15 protein-coding genes are annotated in these 17,985 nt (G+C 54.8%); 11 read left to right on the forward strand and 4 right to left on the reverse strand.

Annotation, left to right across the window (positions count from 1 at the left end):
• Window positions 1-93: 93 nt before the first annotated feature.
• The 3 genes from ACEQ15_RS12145 to ACEQ15_RS12155 all read left to right on the forward strand — a co-directional run bounded on the left by ACEQ15_RS12145 (window position 94) and on the right by ACEQ15_RS12155 (window position 3,921).
• On the forward strand, window positions 94-1,665 hold the full coding sequence (locus ACEQ15_RS12145) for a diguanylate cyclase (protein WP_372530380.1): 1,572 nt from the start codon (window positions 94-96) through the stop codon (window positions 1,663-1,665).
• A gap of 70 nt (window positions 1,666-1,735) precedes the next feature.
• Complete coding sequence (locus ACEQ15_RS12150) at window positions 1,736-2,476, forward strand: response regulator (RefSeq protein WP_370279457.1); 741 nt, start codon at window positions 1,736-1,738, stop codon at window positions 2,474-2,476.
• Between the two features lie 143 nt (window positions 2,477-2,619).
• Window positions 2,620-3,921: an ATP-binding protein gene (locus ACEQ15_RS12155; RefSeq protein WP_370279458.1), complete on the forward strand. Its 1,302-nt coding sequence runs from the start codon at window positions 2,620-2,622 to the stop codon at window positions 3,919-3,921.
• A 316-nt stretch (window positions 3,922-4,237) separates the two neighbouring features.
• Here the strand turns inward: ACEQ15_RS12155 and ACEQ15_RS12160 are convergent, their stop codons facing one another.
• On the reverse strand, window positions 4,238-7,468 hold the full coding sequence (locus tag ACEQ15_RS12160) for a mechanosensitive ion channel domain-containing protein (protein ID WP_370279459.1): 3,231 nt from the start codon (window positions 7,466-7,468) through the stop codon (window positions 4,238-4,240).
• Between the two features lie 177 nt (window positions 7,469-7,645).
• On the opposite strand from ACEQ15_RS12160, the gene hypF reads away from it, so the two are divergent.
• On the forward strand, window positions 7,646-9,946 hold the full coding sequence (gene hypF, locus ACEQ15_RS12165) for a carbamoyltransferase HypF (protein WP_370279460.1): 2,301 nt from the start codon (window positions 7,646-7,648) through the stop codon (window positions 9,944-9,946).
• A gap of 2 nt (window positions 9,947-9,948) precedes the next feature.
• On the opposite strand, the gene ACEQ15_RS12170 is transcribed toward hypF, so the two are convergent.
• Window positions 9,949-10,887, reverse strand: a complete 939-nt coding sequence (locus tag ACEQ15_RS12170) for a LysR family transcriptional regulator (protein ID WP_370279461.1) — start codon at window positions 10,885-10,887, stop codon at window positions 9,949-9,951.
• Between the two features lie 199 nt (window positions 10,888-11,086).
• On the opposite strand from ACEQ15_RS12170, the gene ACEQ15_RS12175 reads away from it, so the two are divergent.
• The 6 genes from ACEQ15_RS12175 (at window position 11,087) to ACEQ15_RS12200 (ending at window position 16,154) form a co-directional block, all read left to right on the forward strand.
• Window positions 11,087-12,100 (forward strand): TRAP transporter substrate-binding protein, encoded by a 1,014-nt coding sequence (locus ACEQ15_RS12175; protein WP_370279462.1) that lies wholly within the window; start codon window positions 11,087-11,089, stop codon window positions 12,098-12,100.
• Between the two features lie 223 nt (window positions 12,101-12,323).
• Window positions 12,324-12,890 carry a TRAP transporter small permease subunit gene (locus ACEQ15_RS12180; protein ID WP_370279463.1) on the forward strand — a complete coding sequence of 189 codons (567 nt, stop codon included), beginning with the start codon at window positions 12,324-12,326 and terminating at the stop codon, window positions 12,888-12,890.
• A complete protein-coding gene (locus tag ACEQ15_RS12185; protein ID WP_370279464.1) occupies window positions 12,880-14,205 on the forward strand; it encodes a TRAP transporter large permease subunit in 1,326 nt (441 codons plus the stop codon). Before ACEQ15_RS12180 ends, ACEQ15_RS12185 begins: the two co-directional genes overlap by 11 nt.
• A gap of 1 nt (window position 14,206) precedes the next feature.
• Complete coding sequence (locus ACEQ15_RS12190; protein ID WP_370279465.1) at window positions 14,207-14,638, forward strand: universal stress protein; 432 nt, start codon at window positions 14,207-14,209, stop codon at window positions 14,636-14,638.
• 98 nt (window positions 14,639-14,736) lie between these two features.
• Window positions 14,737-15,123 (forward strand): DUF6627 family protein, encoded by a 387-nt coding sequence (locus tag ACEQ15_RS12195; protein ID WP_370279466.1) that lies wholly within the window; start codon window positions 14,737-14,739, stop codon window positions 15,121-15,123.
• Window positions 15,120-16,154, forward strand: coding sequence for a PA2778 family cysteine peptidase (locus ACEQ15_RS12200; protein WP_370279467.1), 1,035 nt, complete (start codon window positions 15,120-15,122; stop codon window positions 16,152-16,154). The genes ACEQ15_RS12195 and ACEQ15_RS12200 overlap by 4 nt, the downstream gene beginning before the upstream one ends.
• Before the next feature lie 17 nt (window positions 16,155-16,171).
• Here ACEQ15_RS12200 and ACEQ15_RS12205 read toward each other — a convergent pair whose 3' ends face one another.
• On the reverse strand, window positions 16,172-16,609 hold the full coding sequence (locus ACEQ15_RS12205; protein ID WP_370279468.1) for a glutaredoxin domain-containing protein: 438 nt from the start codon (window positions 16,607-16,609) through the stop codon (window positions 16,172-16,174).
• Window positions 16,610-16,695: 86 nt separating this feature from the next.
• The gene (locus ACEQ15_RS12210; protein ID WP_370279469.1) at window positions 16,696-17,580 is read right to left on the reverse strand and encodes a LysR family transcriptional regulator; all 885 of its coding nucleotides are present in this window, start codon (window positions 17,578-17,580) and stop codon (window positions 16,696-16,698) included.
• 99 nt (window positions 17,581-17,679) lie between these two features.
• Between ACEQ15_RS12210 and ACEQ15_RS12215 the strand changes: the two genes are divergently transcribed.
• Window positions 17,680-17,985, forward strand: a 306-nt coding sequence (locus ACEQ15_RS12215; RefSeq protein WP_370279470.1) for an MFS transporter, incomplete at its 3' end; no start/stop codon positions are given.

Below are 17,985 nucleotides of genomic sequence, written 5' to 3' on the forward strand. Positions count from 1 at the left end.
GGATCGACTCTGACGGGATCGCCTACCAATGACTGTACTTTGATGGCTTCTATGCTCTGTGCCTGAAAGTCTGGAAAATGAAGTAGAAGTAGTATGATGACCAGACCGCTCCAACGTCTTGATACCGCCTTCAACTGGTTATTAAGAGCCTTTATCCTCGGTGTGCTCGTACTGGCGGCATTCGCGATTGCCCAACCCGGTAACGCCGCCTTGCCTTCCATTCAGAAAGTCTTCAATCAGCACAGCGCTATCATGCTGTTGATTGATCCCGCCAGCGGCGGATTGATTGATGCTAACCCCGCAGCGGCGCGTTTCTACGGTTATTCACAGGATCAGCTGCGAAAAATGAAGATCCAGCAGATCAATACGCTGACCCCGCAAGAGGTGGCTGCCGAGCGACAACGGGCCGCCGAACAGAATCGAAACTTCTTTATCTTCCGCCACCGTCTGGCCAGTGGTGAAGTGCGTACGGTTGAGGTCTCCTCCGTACCTTTTATCTTTGACGACAAAAAACTCCTGTTCTCCATTGTGAATGATGTGTCGGAGCTGCGTGAAACCCAGGAAGCGCTGTGGCATTACCAGTCCCAGCTGGAGGATATGGTCGATCGCCAAACCGAAGCCCTGCGTAAAGGTGATGAGCAACTGATTACGCTGTTGTTGGCAGGTTCGCTGGCATTGCTGCTGGCGGTACTGGTACTGATCCGTTTGCTGATAAAACGCAAGCAGGCTGAGGCGGCGCTGGATCTGGAGCGCAAGCGTCTGGATGAGATCATCCGTGGCACCAACGTGGGTACTTGGGAGTGGCGCATTGATACCGGCGAGATTGTGCTAAATGATCGCTGGGCAGAGGTGCTGGGCTATAAACTGAACGAGCTGCAACCACTCAACATCGATACCCGGCTTGAGCTGATCCATCCGGAGGATCGTGCTCGCTCTGATGCGATGATCAGTGAGCTGTTCCGGAGTGAGATTGACCACTACGAATGTGAAGTGCGCTTGCTCCACAAAGCCGGACATTGGGTGTGGGTCATGGAGCGTGGCAATGTAGTGGAGTGGAGCGATAGTCGCAAACCGCTGCGTATGTCCGGTACCCACCAGGATATCAGCCTGCGTAAACAGCGGGATGAGCTAATCAAATACCAGGCGCGTTATGATGCCCTCACCGGTCTTCTGAACCGTAGTGCCTTTCTTGAACGCTGTCGCCTGATGCTGGACGAGGCGCGGCTCAAGGAGGAACACGTCGCGTTGATGTTTGTGGACCTGAATAAATTCAAACCGGTCAACGATACCCTCGGTCATGAAGCGGGCGACAAGGTGCTGCGCGATGTTGCAATCCGTATCCGATCCGCCGTACGTGAGCAAGATAGTGTGGCCCGCTTTGGTGGGGATGAGTTTGTAGTGTTGCTGTCCGGTTTGCATGATCGCGGCCCGATCAACCGTATTGCGCATGATGTTCTCGAACAGATCTCCGCCCCTTACCAGGTGGACGAGGAAACACGTGTCAGGGTGGGTGCCAGTATCGGTGTGGCGATGTTCCCGGATGACGGTGACTCCATCGAAGCCCTGCTGCGCAACTCCGATTTCGCCATGTATGCTGCCAAACGCGGGGAGAAAGGTATCGTGGTGTATGCCGCGGAAGGAGCCGAATACGCCTGCGAGGTGTAAACAAGCGGTTTGCCTAGCGTTCTCGGTTGGTTATGATCTCTGCCAGAGCAACAGCAAACAGGCGATAAGCGTGAGCACAGAAACCGGCGTTCAGATCCTTCTTATCGAAGACGATGTCAAACTGACCGAACTGCTTGATCTTTATCTGAGCCGCAACGGCTATCAGGTGGCGATCGGGCATTCCGGAAATGATGCGCAGCGCTTGATCGAAGCGGTGAATCCCGACCTGCTGATCCTGGACCTGATGTTGCCGGGCATGGATGGCTTGAGCATCTGCCGTGCGGTGCGTGCTTCTTACCACGGTAAGATCCTGATCCTGACCGCCAGCGATGACGATATGGACCAGGTGGCCGCACTGGAGATGGGCGCAGACGACTACGTGTGTAAACCGCTGCATCCGCGCGTGCTATTGGCCCGTATCCGTATGCTGTTGCGTCGACAGGATGAAGAGCAGCCTGAGAGTGCAGACACCTCAAACAATCAGACTGCAACCGACACCCAAACTCTGAGCTTTGGGCAGTTGGCATTGAACGGTACCACCAAACGGGCGCTGTTGGCGGGTGAAACAGTCAACCTAACGCCGGCTGAATTTGACCTGCTCTGGTTACTGGCGCAGAACCCGGATACACCCCTGTCCCGTGAAGAGCTGGTGCGTGAAACCCGTGGTATCGAGTACGACGGCGTCGACCGGACCATCGATAACCGTATCGTGACCCTGCGGAAAAAACTGCAGGATAACGCCTCCCAACCGCAGCGAATCATCACCGTGCGTGGCAAGGGCTACCTGTTTGTGGCGGACAGCTGGCACTGAGACTGACCGTTCAGCTAAGTGGCCACTTACAAACCCATACATTTCTTCCCATGACCCTGGCACAGCCTGCTGCCACAATAGATTTCAGATTGAGCAATGTCGGGTTTACTATCACCTTTACCGGTTCGTAATCAGGTATCTTCATGGCGCGCTTATTTGTCACCCTCTACGCAGGCATTATTGTCTCCCTTTTTATGTTTCTGGTGTCCGTTGAACTGGTCGCCATCTCACTTTCCTATGACGTTGAACGGCAGGACAAGCGCAATACATTAATGGGCTACGTTGCGTTGTTGTCGGAGGTGCGGCAGCACGCGGGCGAGGAAGCGATGCAGCGGGCGATGCATAGCGTGGCCCGAATGAACGAGATGATCGCGGCCGAAGTCACTGACCCAGAGATCCTGAATCATCCCAAGATCCAGGCCCTGCCAAGTCCGGGCGGAATCATGGCGGATATTGGCCGGGACGGGAATGATCCGGCCTACTTCCGCCTTGCCGGGGATAGTCGCGTATTCCGGGTGGCGGACGATCCTGATGCGGAACTTTGGGCCAAGGAACGCCTGCTGGATCGGATCTCCCTGTGGGGCGTGCTGATTGTCATCGCGCTGATCGTTGGCGCCTGGATGATCTACCTGCACCGTAAGCTAAAACGGCTGGAGATCGCCTCTGGTCGCATTGCTGCCGGGGACTTCAGCGCCCGTGTCGGCGAAGACGCCCGCAGCCGTGTCGGTGGGCTGAACCATGCCTTTAACGGTATGGCTGAGCGGGTTGAGCAACTGATCGCCAGCCATAAACGCCTGACCAACGCGGTTGCCCATGAACTGCGCACGCCAATCTTTCGTCTGCGTTGCCAGCTTGAACTGCTCGAACACGGTTGTGATCCCGCCGAGCATGACCAGTTTGTTGAAGGTATGGAAGCCGATCTGGAAGAGCTGGAAACCATGGTGGATGAACTGCTCACCTTCGCCCGTATGGAGCGCTCAGATCTAGAGGTCGATCTGGTGCCAACCGATCTGGGGGAGTGGTTGAATCAGCAAATGTCCACGCTGAGTCGTAGTGCTAAGTTACCGGTATCGTTAAATGCAGGTGCTGCGATAGAAGCTCCAGTTGATACTAAATTGTTGCAGCGGGCGATCACCAACCTGGTCAGCAATGCGGATAAACACGCTACCTCGGCGATTCAGATTAACGTGCATAAGGAATATAACCGGGTGATGCTCTGCGTGGATGACGACGGCCCGGGCATCCCCCCGTCTGAGCGTGAACGGGTACTGGAACCGTTTGAACGTCTCGACAGTGCCCGTGCCCGCAAGACCGGTGGTTATGGCCTTGGCCTGACTATCGTGCGGGAGATCGTCGCCTACCACCAGGGTGAATTGACCATCGACAGTGCTCCGATGGGGGGCGCACGTGTTTGTATTGTCCTGCCGATGACTTCGTCAGCCTAAGACCGCTTTGTAAGCAATTGTAAGGAGCTTTTCTGACAAACCCTTACAGACTGCAGATACTGTCAGCGCGGACTTGAGGCCAGAATACACTTATCAAAACTTGGATTGCAGCTGTAGGTATCGGTTACACATTCTGAATTTTGTATAACGCTCTATTTGCTCTATCAGCTCACTTGTTGATTTCTTAATCAGCACGGTCTCGATTCCGGAACATTTGAAGGGGTGACCGGAATCACTTCAGGGGCGGATTCATTTGGTTCGATGGTCTCACCGAGTTGTAGAATCCGCCCCTCCTTTTCTTTCCATTTTCTGCCAATCAGCTTCCCGGCTTCTCCACCTTATGCAGATGCACATCCAACTGCGGGAAGGCGATCTCCAATCCGGCGTCCTTAAACTTCTGCGCGATCTTGGTGTTCACCCGGTGGGTCATCTCCAGGCGATCCGCCATCGCACTGACATGAATACGTAACTCCATGTTTAGCGTGCTATCGGCAAACAGTGTAAAGAAAGCCTCCGGTTTAGGATCTTTGAGAATCCTTTCCTCCTCAGATGCCGCTTCAACCAGAAGTTTACGTGCCAACTCGGTATCTGAGCCATACGCTACCCCTACTGGGATTACGATGCGGGTAATGGAATCGGTCAGTGACCAGTTGATCAATTGCTGGGTGATAAAGGCCTTATTGGGGATGATTACCTCTTTGCGGTCCCAGTCCACAATGGTGGTGGCGCGGATCTGGATCTTGGTAACGGTGCCGGTCAGGTTGTCGATGGTGACGGTGTCACCAATCCGCACCGGCTTCTCGAACAGGATGATCAGGCCGGACACAAAGTTCGCCACGATCTCCTGCAAACCAAAGCCCAGGCCCACACCCAGTGCCGCAACCAGCCACTGCAGCTTGCTCCACTCCAGACCAAAGCTGCCAAAGGCACCCAGAATACCCACCATGATCAGCACATACTTGATCAGCGAGCTGACCGCATAACCGGTGCCCGGTGTGAGATCCAGGTTACGCAGGATCAGCAGCTCCAGCAGGCCCGGCAGGTTATATGCAGCTAATAGGCTCAAGCCGAGAATCACCACGCCAAACAGCAGGGACTTCAGCGTAATTTGGCGTACGGTTTCGCCGTCGGCGGATACGGTGCTCCACAGCTCCACGTTGTCCAGTGCGCCGAAAAATGGCAGGAAACCTCCTAGGAAACCCCACAACATTGCCACCAACGCAACCAGGGTAGCGGTCTTGAGCAGGGTACGGGAATGGTCCGATACCGTCTGCAGATCCAAGTAGTTGGTCTTGAGCGGCTGTTCCTCTTCCGGGTTTTCACGGGCTGCCAGAATCTCCGCCCGACGTTCCTTGGCCCGGTCAAATTCCAGGCGACGTTCGGAGATCAGGACCAGTCGCATCCCCAGCTTGTAGAACACAATGGCCGCCAGCAGCACCATCAGGGTTTGCAACACGGCGTACACCATGAAGTTCACGGTGAAGGTGTAACCGGTCGCGGTCATCGCCAGCATGGCAACATTGAACAGCACCAGAGCCGACAGCCAGAGCTCCGCGCGGGACCACCAACTGATCGATTCAGTGAGCTGGTTGAGCTGCGTTTTTACCCGCCAGAGGCTGGCCCAGAGCATGACAATAATAGTGATCAACGCCAGCATCACAACGCGCACCAGACCGGATCGGATCTCGTCCGAATCGATGTTCCACAGGTAGATCTGCGCTAACAGAAGCGGCAGGCAGGTAACGTAGAGCACACCCAACCGTTGCCGCAGTGCCCGCACCAGGATTTCACTCATGTCGAAGTGGGTGGCAAACAGACCGTGCGGTGTTTTCAGCCAGTTGCGCAAGCTGTGCACTACCCAGGTCGCAAACGCAGCGGTGAGCAGCATGACCGACCAGGTTTCGGCGTCCGGGTGGGCGGGATTGATCAACGAACGGCTCGCGGTCCACAAAGTGAGCGGCAGTGGCAGGGCGGTGAGGACCGACAGCACCATGGTTTGTACCGAATGGTGGAAGCGGTCGTGGATCACGTTGCCGATATGCTGACTCCACTGTTCACGCTCACGGCGATGGTAGTGGCTTAACCAGGTCAGGAAGCTGACCATGAAAAACAGCATGATGACCCGCAGTGCGGTGGAGTCATCGGCTTTCAGCAGTGGGTCGGGTTGTTCCTGGTTCCAGTGGTCCAGTACTTGGCCGATGCCCACAAATATTTGCTTGGGCCACTGCAGATTAATGGGATTGGACACGGGGTTCCAGAGCAGTTGCTTGGTGAGCAGTTCGCTGTTGGTTTCGATCTGCTGGTTCAGCTGTTTTTCAATGCTGAGGATCTGGTTCAGCACGCCAACCTGCTGCTCATTGGCGTCGCTCAGACGGTTGATCAGACGCAGGCGGTCTTCCAGAATATCGCGGTAGATCGCCTGCTCGTTTTCGTTAAGCGTTGCCAGGATCGATTCGGGCAGTTGATTGCGATGCCCTTTGGCCTCGCTTTTTTTCTGCTCGAGCAGACTGCTTTCCAGACGCAGTAGATTGATGGCATTGGCTGTTTGCCGCGTATCTATCGGGTCGCGGTTGCTGAAGATGAAGCGACGCTGTTCGGGGCTAACGTGGCTCACTTCCAGTTCCAGCTGCTGGGCGATGGAGCGGAAGGTGCTGCTCAGGGTCGTCAGCCGTTGTTGTAGCGCAAGGCGTTTGCGGTCGGTTTTTTCGATACGGCTCAGCAGGGAGCGCAACTCGCCTGAAAGCTGCTGGTTTTCGGTATATGCGTTGGCGAGAAACGGGTGCACCCCGGTCTCGGTCAGGTCCTCATCCAGCTCCTGCAGGGTTTTTTCCGCTTCAGTGCGCTGGCGCATTTGCTTGAACTCGGTGAGCTGATCGCGCAACGCTGTTTGTTGCTGGCGCTCGCTGTCCAGCTGTTGCCAGGTGAGTTGTGCGATCTCGGCGCGGCGGGGTAGCACCAAGAGTTCCAACTCCAGCGCCTGTACACGTAGCTGACGTTCGGTGAAGGTAGCGCTTTCAAGTTGCTGACGCAGTTCATTGAAATCGCTCTGCTCGCCGCTCTCCTTGACCTCCAGATCAAGCTTCAGTCCTGTAAGCTGTTCGCGAATGGTTTGCTGGCGCTGCTCCGCCTGGGACTGGGCTTGCTTTTGCAAGGCCATGTCGCGCTCCAGCTCCAGCAGGCGGGTGTTTACCGAGGTCAGTTGCTGATCCAGATCCTCGTCGTTGAGGCTTTCTGGCGATTGGATATCAACCGGCTTTAAGCCTTGTTCAACCGCGGTCTGAAGCGCTTTGATGGTGGCCGGCTGGTTGTCGATCTCTGTCTGCAGATCGGTAATCTGGGTGCGCAGCTGAACCTGGCTCTGTTTGGCGGTCAGTATTTTTTGCAGCAGTTGTTTGCGGGTTTTATCGGTGGGATTTTCGCTTTCACCGATCTGCTCAATCTGCTCCTGCAGCTGCTCAATATCCGTTTTGATATCGGCGCGGGTGACCCCTGAGAAGGTCAGAACGATAAAACACAGCGTGAATAGCAGTGCACAAAACCGGGCCATGGGACGTCCTTTGAAATGTGGCAATAAGCTGTAGTGTACTACAGGGTTAGCGCTGGGCGAGGTGAATACGAACATGGTGCTTTTGTCCGGTGTGCCTTGAAAATGTTCCCTCCTAACAGGGTTTCGTGGTCTGATAGTACGATTCAACACAGCAGTTCTGAGCAACCAGATAGCAGTATGACAGCACACAACGGATTTCGCCTGACCATCAACGGCCTTGTTCAAGGGGTCGGTTTTCGCCCCACCGTTTGGCGTATCGCCAATGATTTAGGGTTGCATGGATCGGTGTTGAACGATGCCGGTGGTGTTGTGGTGGAATTGGTGGCAGATGTGTCACTGCGAGACAGGTTTATCGCCGAGTTGCAGGCCCAGTGCCCGCCACTGGCGCGTATCGATACGCTGGAATTTACCGGGGCTGTTGTGACCGATCCCGGTGCATTTGTTATCTCTGAAACCCAACAGGGCAGCGTGACCACTGGTTGTGCGCCCGATGCTGCCACGTGTCCTCAATGCCGGTCGGAGCTGTTTGATCCGTTCAATCGCCGTTTTCGTTATCCCTTTATCAACTGCACCCACTGCGGGCCACGTCTTAGCATTATTCGCCAGATCCCCTATGACCGTGCGACCACCACCATGGCGCAGTTTACCCAATGCCCTGAGTGTCGGACGGAATATGAAGATCCGGCGGATCGACGCTTTCACGCCCAGCCCAACGCCTGTGCAACCTGCGGACCGCAGGTCTGGTTGGAAGATAATCAGGGGCAAAAACAGACTGTAGACGACCTCTTTTCTCTGTTGGCGGCCGCCTTGCGCGCAGGAAAGATTGTTGCGTTCAAAGGTCTGGGGGGCTTCCACCTGGCCTGTGATGCGACGAATCCAGAAGCTGTGGCCGAGTTACGTCTGCGTAAACATCGACCGGATAAGGCCTTTGCTCTGATGGTGCGGGATCTGGATGTATTGCGCTCTTATGCTCATCTGGATAATAACGCTGCGAATCTGCTGACTGGCTCGGAAGCACCGGTGGTGCTGCTGGATGCGGTGGAAAACAGCGGATGCCCGCTAGCTGACAATGTGGCACCGGGGCAGTTTCAGCTGGGCTTTATGCTGCCTTATACTCCGCTGCATCTGTTGCTGATGGAAACCCTGGATGTACCCCTGGTGATGACCAGCGGTAACCGTTCGGGTGCACCGCAGGCGATCAGCAATGAGGATGCACGCGATCAGCTTTCAGAGATTGCCGATCTGTTCCTGATGCATGACCGCCCGATCCAGAACCGGGTGGACGATTCGGTGGTTCGCCAGGTTGACGGACGCAGCCACTATCTGCGACGTGCGCGAGGATATGCGCCGACGTCACTGCCATTGCCACCGGGCTTTGACCTGTCCCCTGATCTGATTGCCCTGGGAGCCGAACTGAAAAATACTCTCTGCCTGATCCAGTCGGGCAGGGCGATCCTCACCCAGCATCTTGGGGATCTGGAAGATGCCCGCACCTACGAGCAGTACCAGCATACGTTGTCGCTCTATCAGAATCTCTACCAGCACCAGAGTGACCTCTACGTGTGTGATAAGCACCCTGAATATCTCTCCAGTAAGTTTGGCGAACAGTTGGCGGAGGAGGGAAAAACGCTGATCCGCGTACAGCATCACCATGCTCACCTGGCTGCGTGCCTGGGGGAAAACGGTTATCCACTGGAGGGCGAGCCGGTATTGGGGATCTGCCTCGATGGTACCGGCTTTGGGTTGGACAATACCTTGTGGGGCGGTGAGTTTCTGCTGGGTGGTTATCAACAGATTGAGCGTCTGGCCCATATCAAACCGTTCCCGCTGGTGGGAGGTGTACAGGCGATCCGCGAACCCTGGCGTTGTTTGTATGCGCAACTGAAGCAAGCTGGAGTGTGTGGACAATCGGACCTGGAGGTTCTGTTCCCACTGTTGGCAACCAAACCCTGCGCCACGCTGGATAAGATGGTCGAGAAGGAGCTGAACTGCCCGATCACCAGCTCTGCCGGTCGTCTGTTTGATGCCGTGGCGGCTGCGCTAGGGTGTCATGCCGAGGGTATCACCTACGAGGGGCAGGCAGCGATCGAGCTGGAAACCCTGGCGCGGCAGGGCGATCCGGAAACGCCGCCTTATTCGCTGGCGATCGTGGATAACCAGATTGATCCCGCACCATTCTGGCAGCAGCTTATTGATGATCTGCAACAACAGCGAAATCGCGCAGATATGGCGATGGCGTTCCATAAAGGCATTGCACAAGTCGTGGTGGCGCAGGCGTTAGCGTTGCAGAAAGCCCACGGCTTCAGCACCGTAGCCCTGAGTGGTGGTGTGATGCAGAACAGTTTGCTGTTTAGCGCATTGGAAAATCAGCTGAGCGCACAGGGGCTCTATGTTCTCACTCACCAGCGTTTACCCGCCAACGATGGATGTATTGCGTTTGGACAAGCGCTGATTGCGGCTGCGCAAGCGGAGCACTGATCCTAATACGGCGGTGCTTCCTCAGCGTCGTGATGGATCTCCTGAATGGTTTGCAGAAACAGTTCCTTTGCCCGGTTGGGCTGGGAGGATTTTTTGTAGATCACTGCAACGCCCAACAGGAACTGTTTAGTCTCTGTGGCTATCGCTTTCAGCTCACCGTTTTCCACATAAGGCTTGGCGATCTCCTCTGGCAGAAAGCCGATATAGCAGCCAGAGAGTATCATCGCGATACGGCTTTCATAGAAGTAGGATGTGCCCGCCAGGTTCATCTGCGAGATCTGTTGGTAGATCTCTTCATGGGGTTTTAAGCCTGCGTGAATCAGTTTTTGTGCGTTTACCAGGTCCTCGCTTACTTCGTCCTCTTTCATGTTAAACAGCGGGTGTCCCTCACCGCAGTAAAGGTAGTTTATGTCGGTGAACAAGTGGACGTAGTTAAGGCCCTCCAGGCGACGATGGTAGGGGATAATCGCCACATCCAGCTGACCGGTCATTACCAGTTTTTCCATCGATTTCATGTGTTCCACATCCACATGCATCTCGACGTTGGGTGCTTTCTGATGGAAGACACGAAAGATATCAGGCATCTGACAACGCTGATCCTGACTCAAGGTATCGCTGACGGCGATCTTGAGCTGGCCGGACGGGCTGGCACTCAGATTGTTGATGGTGTTGCGGAACTGCTCAAGCTGTCCTAACAGCTGCTTGGTCTGCTCGTAGATCACCTCTCCCTCTTCGGTAAGGGCAAACCCACCTCGGCCGCGGCGGCACAGTTTCATATCCAGTCGGGATTCAAGATTGGCGATGTGGTTGCTGATGGTGGGGCGGCTGATGTTCAGCTCGGTTTCCGCCGCGGAAAAGCCCTCGCACTCCACCACGGTTTTAAAAACCTTCAGTTGTTTTATCTCAAAATCGCCTAACTGACCCAGTGCATGTGCAGCCATCGCTCCGACCTCGTATCGACCCTATCGTGCTGAAAGTATAACGGTTTATGTTTGAAAATATGTATCTAATGTCTCATTACGTAAAATTTGACAAACCTTTACGTCGAGCGCACAAGATTTAACCAACCAGGAGGATTTGGGAAGGTATCGCTTAAGCAAACACGCTTGATCCAACAGAGAAGCAACGTAAGGGTGCGATATGTTTACAAAGATAAAAAAGAAACTATCAACTTCTGCACTGGCCCTGACACTGGGTCTGTCCACTTTGGCTGCGGATGTATCCGCCGCTGAGCATAACTGGCGTTTTAGTAACCTCTACAGCCGCGGCACCGCATTTGGTGATGTGTATGAGAGCATGGCCAAGAACATCGAAACCATGTCGGATGGCCGTATCAAGGTACAGGTTCTGTACTCCGGTGAAGGTGTGGGTACCAGCGGTCTGTTGGGCGCGGTGAAAAGTGGCCTGATCACCATGGGTGCACCGTTCCAGTCCATGCACGCCGGTGAATTGCCTGCGGGTGTGGTCGAGATCGGCCTGCCGGGTGGTACCGATGATCCGGCTGAGCTGAAATCCCTGTTTCACGATAAGGGCTGGGGCGAGATCCTGACCAAGGCGTACGGTTCCCAGGGCATGGTGTGGCTGGAGCCTTACATTCAGCCACCGGTTTACATCCTGACCAAGAAACCGATCAATTCCATTGAAGACTTCAAAGGCCTGAAGATCCGTGCGCCGGGTGCTTACGGTAAGTTCCTGCGTAACCTGGGTGCGTCTCCGGTATCCCTGGCGTGGAGCGAGATCTACACCAGCCTGGCAACCGGCGTTATCGACGGCTCTATCGGCAGTAACATGATCGACCACCGTGACGGTAACCACGTCGAAGTGGCGAAGTACATGTACCGTCTGCCACTGGCGGGTGCGCAGGTACTGCCAATTGTTGTGCACCGTGGTTCTTGGAACAAACTGACGGATGACCTGAAAGCGGCCGTGCGTAAAGCCACCGAAATCCACGCGGAAGACCAGCTGCGCCTGTCCCGTCAGTGGGAGTCTGAAGCAGTTGCTGAGATGGAAGCGAAGGGCCTGCAGTGGAGTCCTGAGCCAAGCGATGCCGATCGCAAAGCATGGGCCGAAGCCGGTGCCGGTCTGTGGGACGAATACGCGTCCAAGGATCGCTACAGCAAACAGCTGATCGACGTCCTGCGTAAGACTCAGTAAGTCACACGCTTTCTCTATCAGGGCTCCGATGTGAGGCCGTATAAAAACGTCATGAGCGCAGGCTAGAGTAGGCAAAAAGTCACGAAAAAGCGCATGTCAGTGTGCCCTTTGGGTATTACTGAAGTAAATGAGCATTTTGAGAGGCTTTTTAACACCCTATAGCCAAGTCGCAATAGTTTTTATACAGCCTCCACGTGGGCCCTTCTCCGTTTTAGGTATATCTATGGTTTTATCGTTGCTGAGAGGTCTCTGCCTCGGCGTAGATGCCTTGGTTAAGGGATGCGGAAAGCTTGCTGCGCTGCTGATGCCATTGCTGGCGCTGGTGGTGGCGTATGAGGTGTTTTCCCGTTACGTGCTGAACGCTCCAACCATCTGGGCGTTCGACTTGTCACTGTTTATGTTTGGTTATATCGCCGCCTTGGGGGGCGCTTATGCCCAGCAGAAACGGGCGCATATCAACGTCGATATTCTCTACCTTCAGGTTTCACACCGTACCCGCAGTCTCTTCAACTTGGTCACGTTTGCGCTGGCGATCTTCTTCCTGATCCTGATTTTCAAAACCTGTCTGGGCAAATACGAGGAGTCGATCGAATTCGACTACCGCCGTCAGAGTGAGTGGGCGCCGCCGATGTTCCATTTCTGGATCATGATGTGTGTGGCATCCGTCCTGTTTATCGCCCAGCTGGGCCGCGACATGCTGGCAGAAGCCTGCTTCCTGTTTACCGGACACCCGCTGATTGAGGAAGTGAAAGATGAGGCTAACACCGAGGAGAGTGGCGATGGGAATTGAGATGTTAACGGCGGTGCTGCTGGTCTGCATTCTGATCTTCTTTGCACTGGGTGCACAGGTAGGGTTGGCCCTGGGTGGTATCGCCATGGCTATTGGCTATATGACCTGGGGAGACGGCATCTTCAACGTGATTCCAACCACGCTGGAAGCGACTTACTTCAGCTTTATCCTGCTGGCAATCCCGCTCTATATCTACATGGGGCAGCTGCTGACCAAGTCTGGCATCGGTGATGCGATGTTCAACTTCAGCCAGATGCTGATCGGTCGCGTGCGAGGCTCGCTGGCGATCAGTGTGATCGGTGTCTGCTCAATGATCGGCGCCATGGTGGGCATCATCGGTGCAGGTATTATGACCTCCGGCAGTATCGCCCTGCGACCGATGCTGGATCGTGGTTACAACAAACGCTTGGCCCTGGGTGTGATTATGGCCGGTGGTGGTTTGGGGATCCTGATTCCACCCAGTATCCCGATGATCATGTTTGCCGCATCCACTCAGAATTCCGTGGGGCGTATGTTCCTGGGGGCGATGATGCCAGCGCTACTGACCGTTGCGCTGATGGTGATCTACGTGATGCTGAGCTGCTGGCTGAAACCGGAGCGTGCACCGCTGGATAAAGAGGCGGATCAGCCGGTATTGGCGGGTTCCGAGAAGTTCCGTATCGCCCGTGATGGCCTGTTCTCCATGCTGCTGATTGTGGCCGTGCTGGGCAGCATCGTGACGGGTATCGCAACACCTACCGAATCCGGTGCGATCGGTGTGGTGGGGGCGATTCTGCTGGCGATCCTCTTCAAGCGATTCAAAGCGGACATGTTCCTGCATGCGGGTTTCCAGACAGGCACCCTGGTCAGTGTGGCGATGTGGATCATCTTCGGCGCCTCCGTGTTCAGTAACTTCCATCTGCTGATGGGCGTGCAGAATATGGTGGCGGGTTTTACCGAAAGCCTCGATCTACCGCCGATCATGATCATCATCATGTTCCAGCTGATCATGTTGCTGCTAGGGTTCATCATCGATGAGTTCATCATTGTGTTGATGTGTGCGCCACTGTTCACGCCAATCGCGGTGTCCATGGGGTATGACCCGATCTGGTTTGGTGTGCTGATGATCATCAACATCCTGATCGCGGTACAGACGCCGCCTTATGGGTTTGCACTGTTCTACCTGAAAGGTATTGCGCCGGCAGGTATCGGCATGTCCGAGATCTACAAGTCGGTCACGCCGTTTATTCTATTGAATATGACTGTGCTGGTGCTGTGCATGATCTTCCCGGAGATTGTGCTCTGGCTGCCAAATGCTGTGATGGGGGAGGGTTAGCATGATGTTTACCAAGATACTTTTGCCGGTAGATCTATCCCATGAAGACCATATCCGTGAATTGATGCGGGTAGCGGCCAAAATAGCGGAAGGTGACTCACCAGAAGTACATATGCTCTATGTGGATCAGAGCCTGATCCACACGGCAGGTTATCCACACCTGGATGAGCAACGCCTCGCAGATCATCGCCGTGATGCAAAAGCGACCATGGATCGTCTCCTGATGGAGCTACCTGAGGGCTTGGCCGGATTCAGCCACTGCCGCGAAGGCACAGCCCATGATCAGATCCTCGAAACCGCAGAAGAGCTGGGGGTAAATGTGATTGTGATGATGGCGCGTAAGCCGGGTATCAGCAGTTACTTTATCGGCTCCAACGCTGAGCGGGTGGTGCGCCATGCTGGCTGTTCGGTGGTGATCGTCCGGCAGGATTAAACGCCATTTTGACCGTGCAAAAAAAAAGAGGCCCGACTGACAATCGGGCCTCTTTTTCTATACTGGTCAATAATTGGTCAAAAAGTGGGGGAACAGAAATGAATAAAGCAAAACGGTTTGTGGCTTCAGTTCTTGTCATGATGTTGGCTCTTATCCAGCTGCCGGTGGCGCACGCAGCGGTCATCACCACCGATCAGGCGATTCAGGCGCAGCAGGGTGACATCGATCGCACACGCTTGCTCTCTCTACTGGAGAAAGAGGAGTTGCAGCAACAGCTTACCGCATACGGCGTGGATGCTGCGGTAGCCGCTGAAAGGATTCAGAGCATGAGTGATGCCGAGGTGGCGATGCTCAATGCCAAGCTGGACGAGATGCCAGCGGGTGAAGGGATTTTAGGATTGGTTGCTCTGTTCTTTATCGTATTCATTATCACGGATGCATTGGGTGCGACGGATATCTTCACTTTTGTTAAGCCAATCCGATGATCAGGCTTTCCGCGCTCCTGAATGCGCAGAAACTCAGTATATGGCTGATAGTAGGAAGCCTGTTTCTTGCAGGGTGCAGTCATCAGGGTGTTTGGCGCGAGCAGGTTGATAACCTGCAGCAATTGCCTGTTCGCGTTGAGCTGGCTGACACACCGTTTTTCCCTCAAACCGAATACCACTGCGGTCCCGCAGCGTTGGCCACGGTGCTGGGTGCGAGCGGTGTCGACACCACTCCCGATGAACTGACGCCTTATGTCTACCTCCCTGAGCGACAGGGCAGTTTGCAGATCGATCTTGTTGCAACAACCCGGCGTTACAAACGCTTACCCTACGAGCTCAAGGGTGGCTTGGATGCACTCTTTGCCGAAGTGGCGAATAACCATCCGGTTTTGGTGATGCAAAACCTCGGACTCAGTTGGTTACCACAATGGCACTATGCGGTGGTGGTTGGATACGACCTGGATCAGGAGACCGTCACGCTACGATCGGCTGAAGAGGAGCGGTATGTGGTGCCGATCTATACCTTCGATAAAACCTGGGAACGGGCACAACGTTGGGCAATGGTGGCCGCATCGCCTGATCGCATACCGGTGACGATCGATGTGGATAGTTATGTCCGTGTAGTGAACGCTGTGGAAAAGCTGCATCCCGACATAGCGATTACGGCATACCAGCATGGGGTAGAGCGCTGGCAAGACAACGCGCTGCTCTGGTTGGCACTTGGCAATGCGTTGTATAACCAGCAGCAGTATCTGGACTCGGTGAGAACCTATCGTAAAGCGCTCCAGATTCATCCGGACAACGAATTGTTATGGAACAATTATGCATACGCGTTGCGCTCGGTGGAGTGTGGTGAAGCATCCCGGGCGGCGATTCACTGTGCGGTGCGGATTAATCCGGATGACCCGCTGTTGCGCGACAGCCTTGTCGAGTTACACCAGCATAAAGTGCCGAATGCGCTGTTGTGTGATGTGGTGAACTGTCCATGGAAAGCAGAAACATGCAGTGGGTCATCCAGCGCTCAGTGCTGAGCAAATACATCTGAGAATCAGCGCTTATACAGCTGCTCGAAGCTCTTCTCGCTGAAGCCATTCATCCGTTTGTGGCCGATCAGAATCACCGGCACACCGCGTGCGCGCAGTGTTTTGAAATCTCGACGGCCTTTTGAGGTGGTTTCCACATCGTATTCGCGGAAGGGAATTTTATTACGCTTGAAGTAGCGGCGCGCTTTCTGGCAATAGGGGCACCACTGAGTGCTGTACATGATCACTTCTCCCGAGCCCTGTGCACCGAGCGGGTTGTTGAGATAGGCCGGATCCTCATAGCTGGTGATGGTTCCGCCTTCATAGGGTTTGTTGGCAGGAGGTTGTTCGCTGATATGCATGATGCCGTCTTCATCCTGCCAGCGATAGGTTTCTGCCAATCCTGATGAGCTTGTCATCGTGATGAGCAGCGTGATGAAGCAGCGGGAGATCTTTGCCTTCATATCGATACCGGTCAGGCTGGTTGTATGTTGAAGCCTAGCCGGTGTCGCTCCGTCCTTCCCTAGGATTAATTCCTAATTTGGTGATCTTAGTTCAGCTTCAACCGAGGTCGGATGAACTCGATAAATGCGTTGATGCGTGACGACAGGGCGGTGTTTCGGTAGTAAACCGCCTGCACCTGTTCCCTTGGGTTTGGCGATTGCATTTCGTTTTCCAGAACCCTGATTAATCGTCCGTCGGCGATATCCTGCTGCACCATAAATCCGGAGAAACAGCCGATCCCTTCCCCGACCAAACAGGCCTGTCGTAAGACTTCACCGCTACTTGCTGCCAGATCGGGTTTGATCTCCAGGCCTTCACCCACGGGCCAGCGGTTGAGGCGGGTTGGGGGAATAAAGCCCAATAGCCGGTGCTCTGTCAGCTGATCCGCCGTTTGTGGTTGGCCTTTGCGTTCCAGATAAAGCGGACTGGCCAGTATGTGCAGGCGAGATCGCCCCAGTAACGAGGCGTGCAACGAGGAGTCTTCAAGCTGGCCGATACGGATTGCCACATCGGTGCGCTTTTCCAACAGGTCGATAATGCCTTCGCTGGTACTCAGCTCGAGATGAATCTCTGGATACTGCTCACGAAATTCCTCAAGCAGCGGGACCAATTGATGCAACATAAACGGCGTTGCGGCATCCACGCGCAGCCGTCCCTTGGGGTGGTCCATGCGCAGCCTGAGTTGTTCTTCTGCCGATTCCAGCTGTTGCAGACCTTGCCGGATATTCGTCACAAACAGCTCACCCTCTTCGGTGAGGGAGATGCGGCGTGTCGTCCGTTGCAGCAGGGTGACACCAAGCTGCTTCTCCAGACGCTGAATCGCCCGTGATACCTTGGCCACCGGCACATTGAGCTGATTGGCGGCGGGCGAAAAACCACCGCAGTCCACCACGGCGAGCAGCAGCTCTAGGTCATCAGATCGGCTTATCATTACATTTTCATCAAAAATAATTTGTTATTAATGCGGTTTTTGCAGGTAGTCTGGATCGCGACAATGGCCCCGTCAAAGTAATCTTGCGGGAGCGAATACATGCCTATTGCGTTGTTTGCACTCACACTGAGTGCATTCGCTATCGGCACCACCGAATTTGTTATTGTCGGTCTGGTGCCTACCATCGCCCAGGATCTGGGTGTATCCCTGCCATCGGCAGGATTGTTAGTGAGTCTGTATGCCCTGGGCGTCGCGGTGGGTGCACCGGTGCTCACCGCCCTGACCGGTCGCTGGAATCGAAAAGTGGTGCTGCTGGCATTGATGGCCCTGTTTGTGGCGGGGAACCTGATGGCGTGGCTTGCGCCGGGGTACGAATCCCTGATCACGGCCCGTGTCCTGACAGGT

The organism is Pontibacterium sp. (assembly GCF_964228735.1).
Lineage (GTDB): Bacteria > Pseudomonadota > Gammaproteobacteria > Pseudomonadales > Balneatricaceae > Pontibacterium.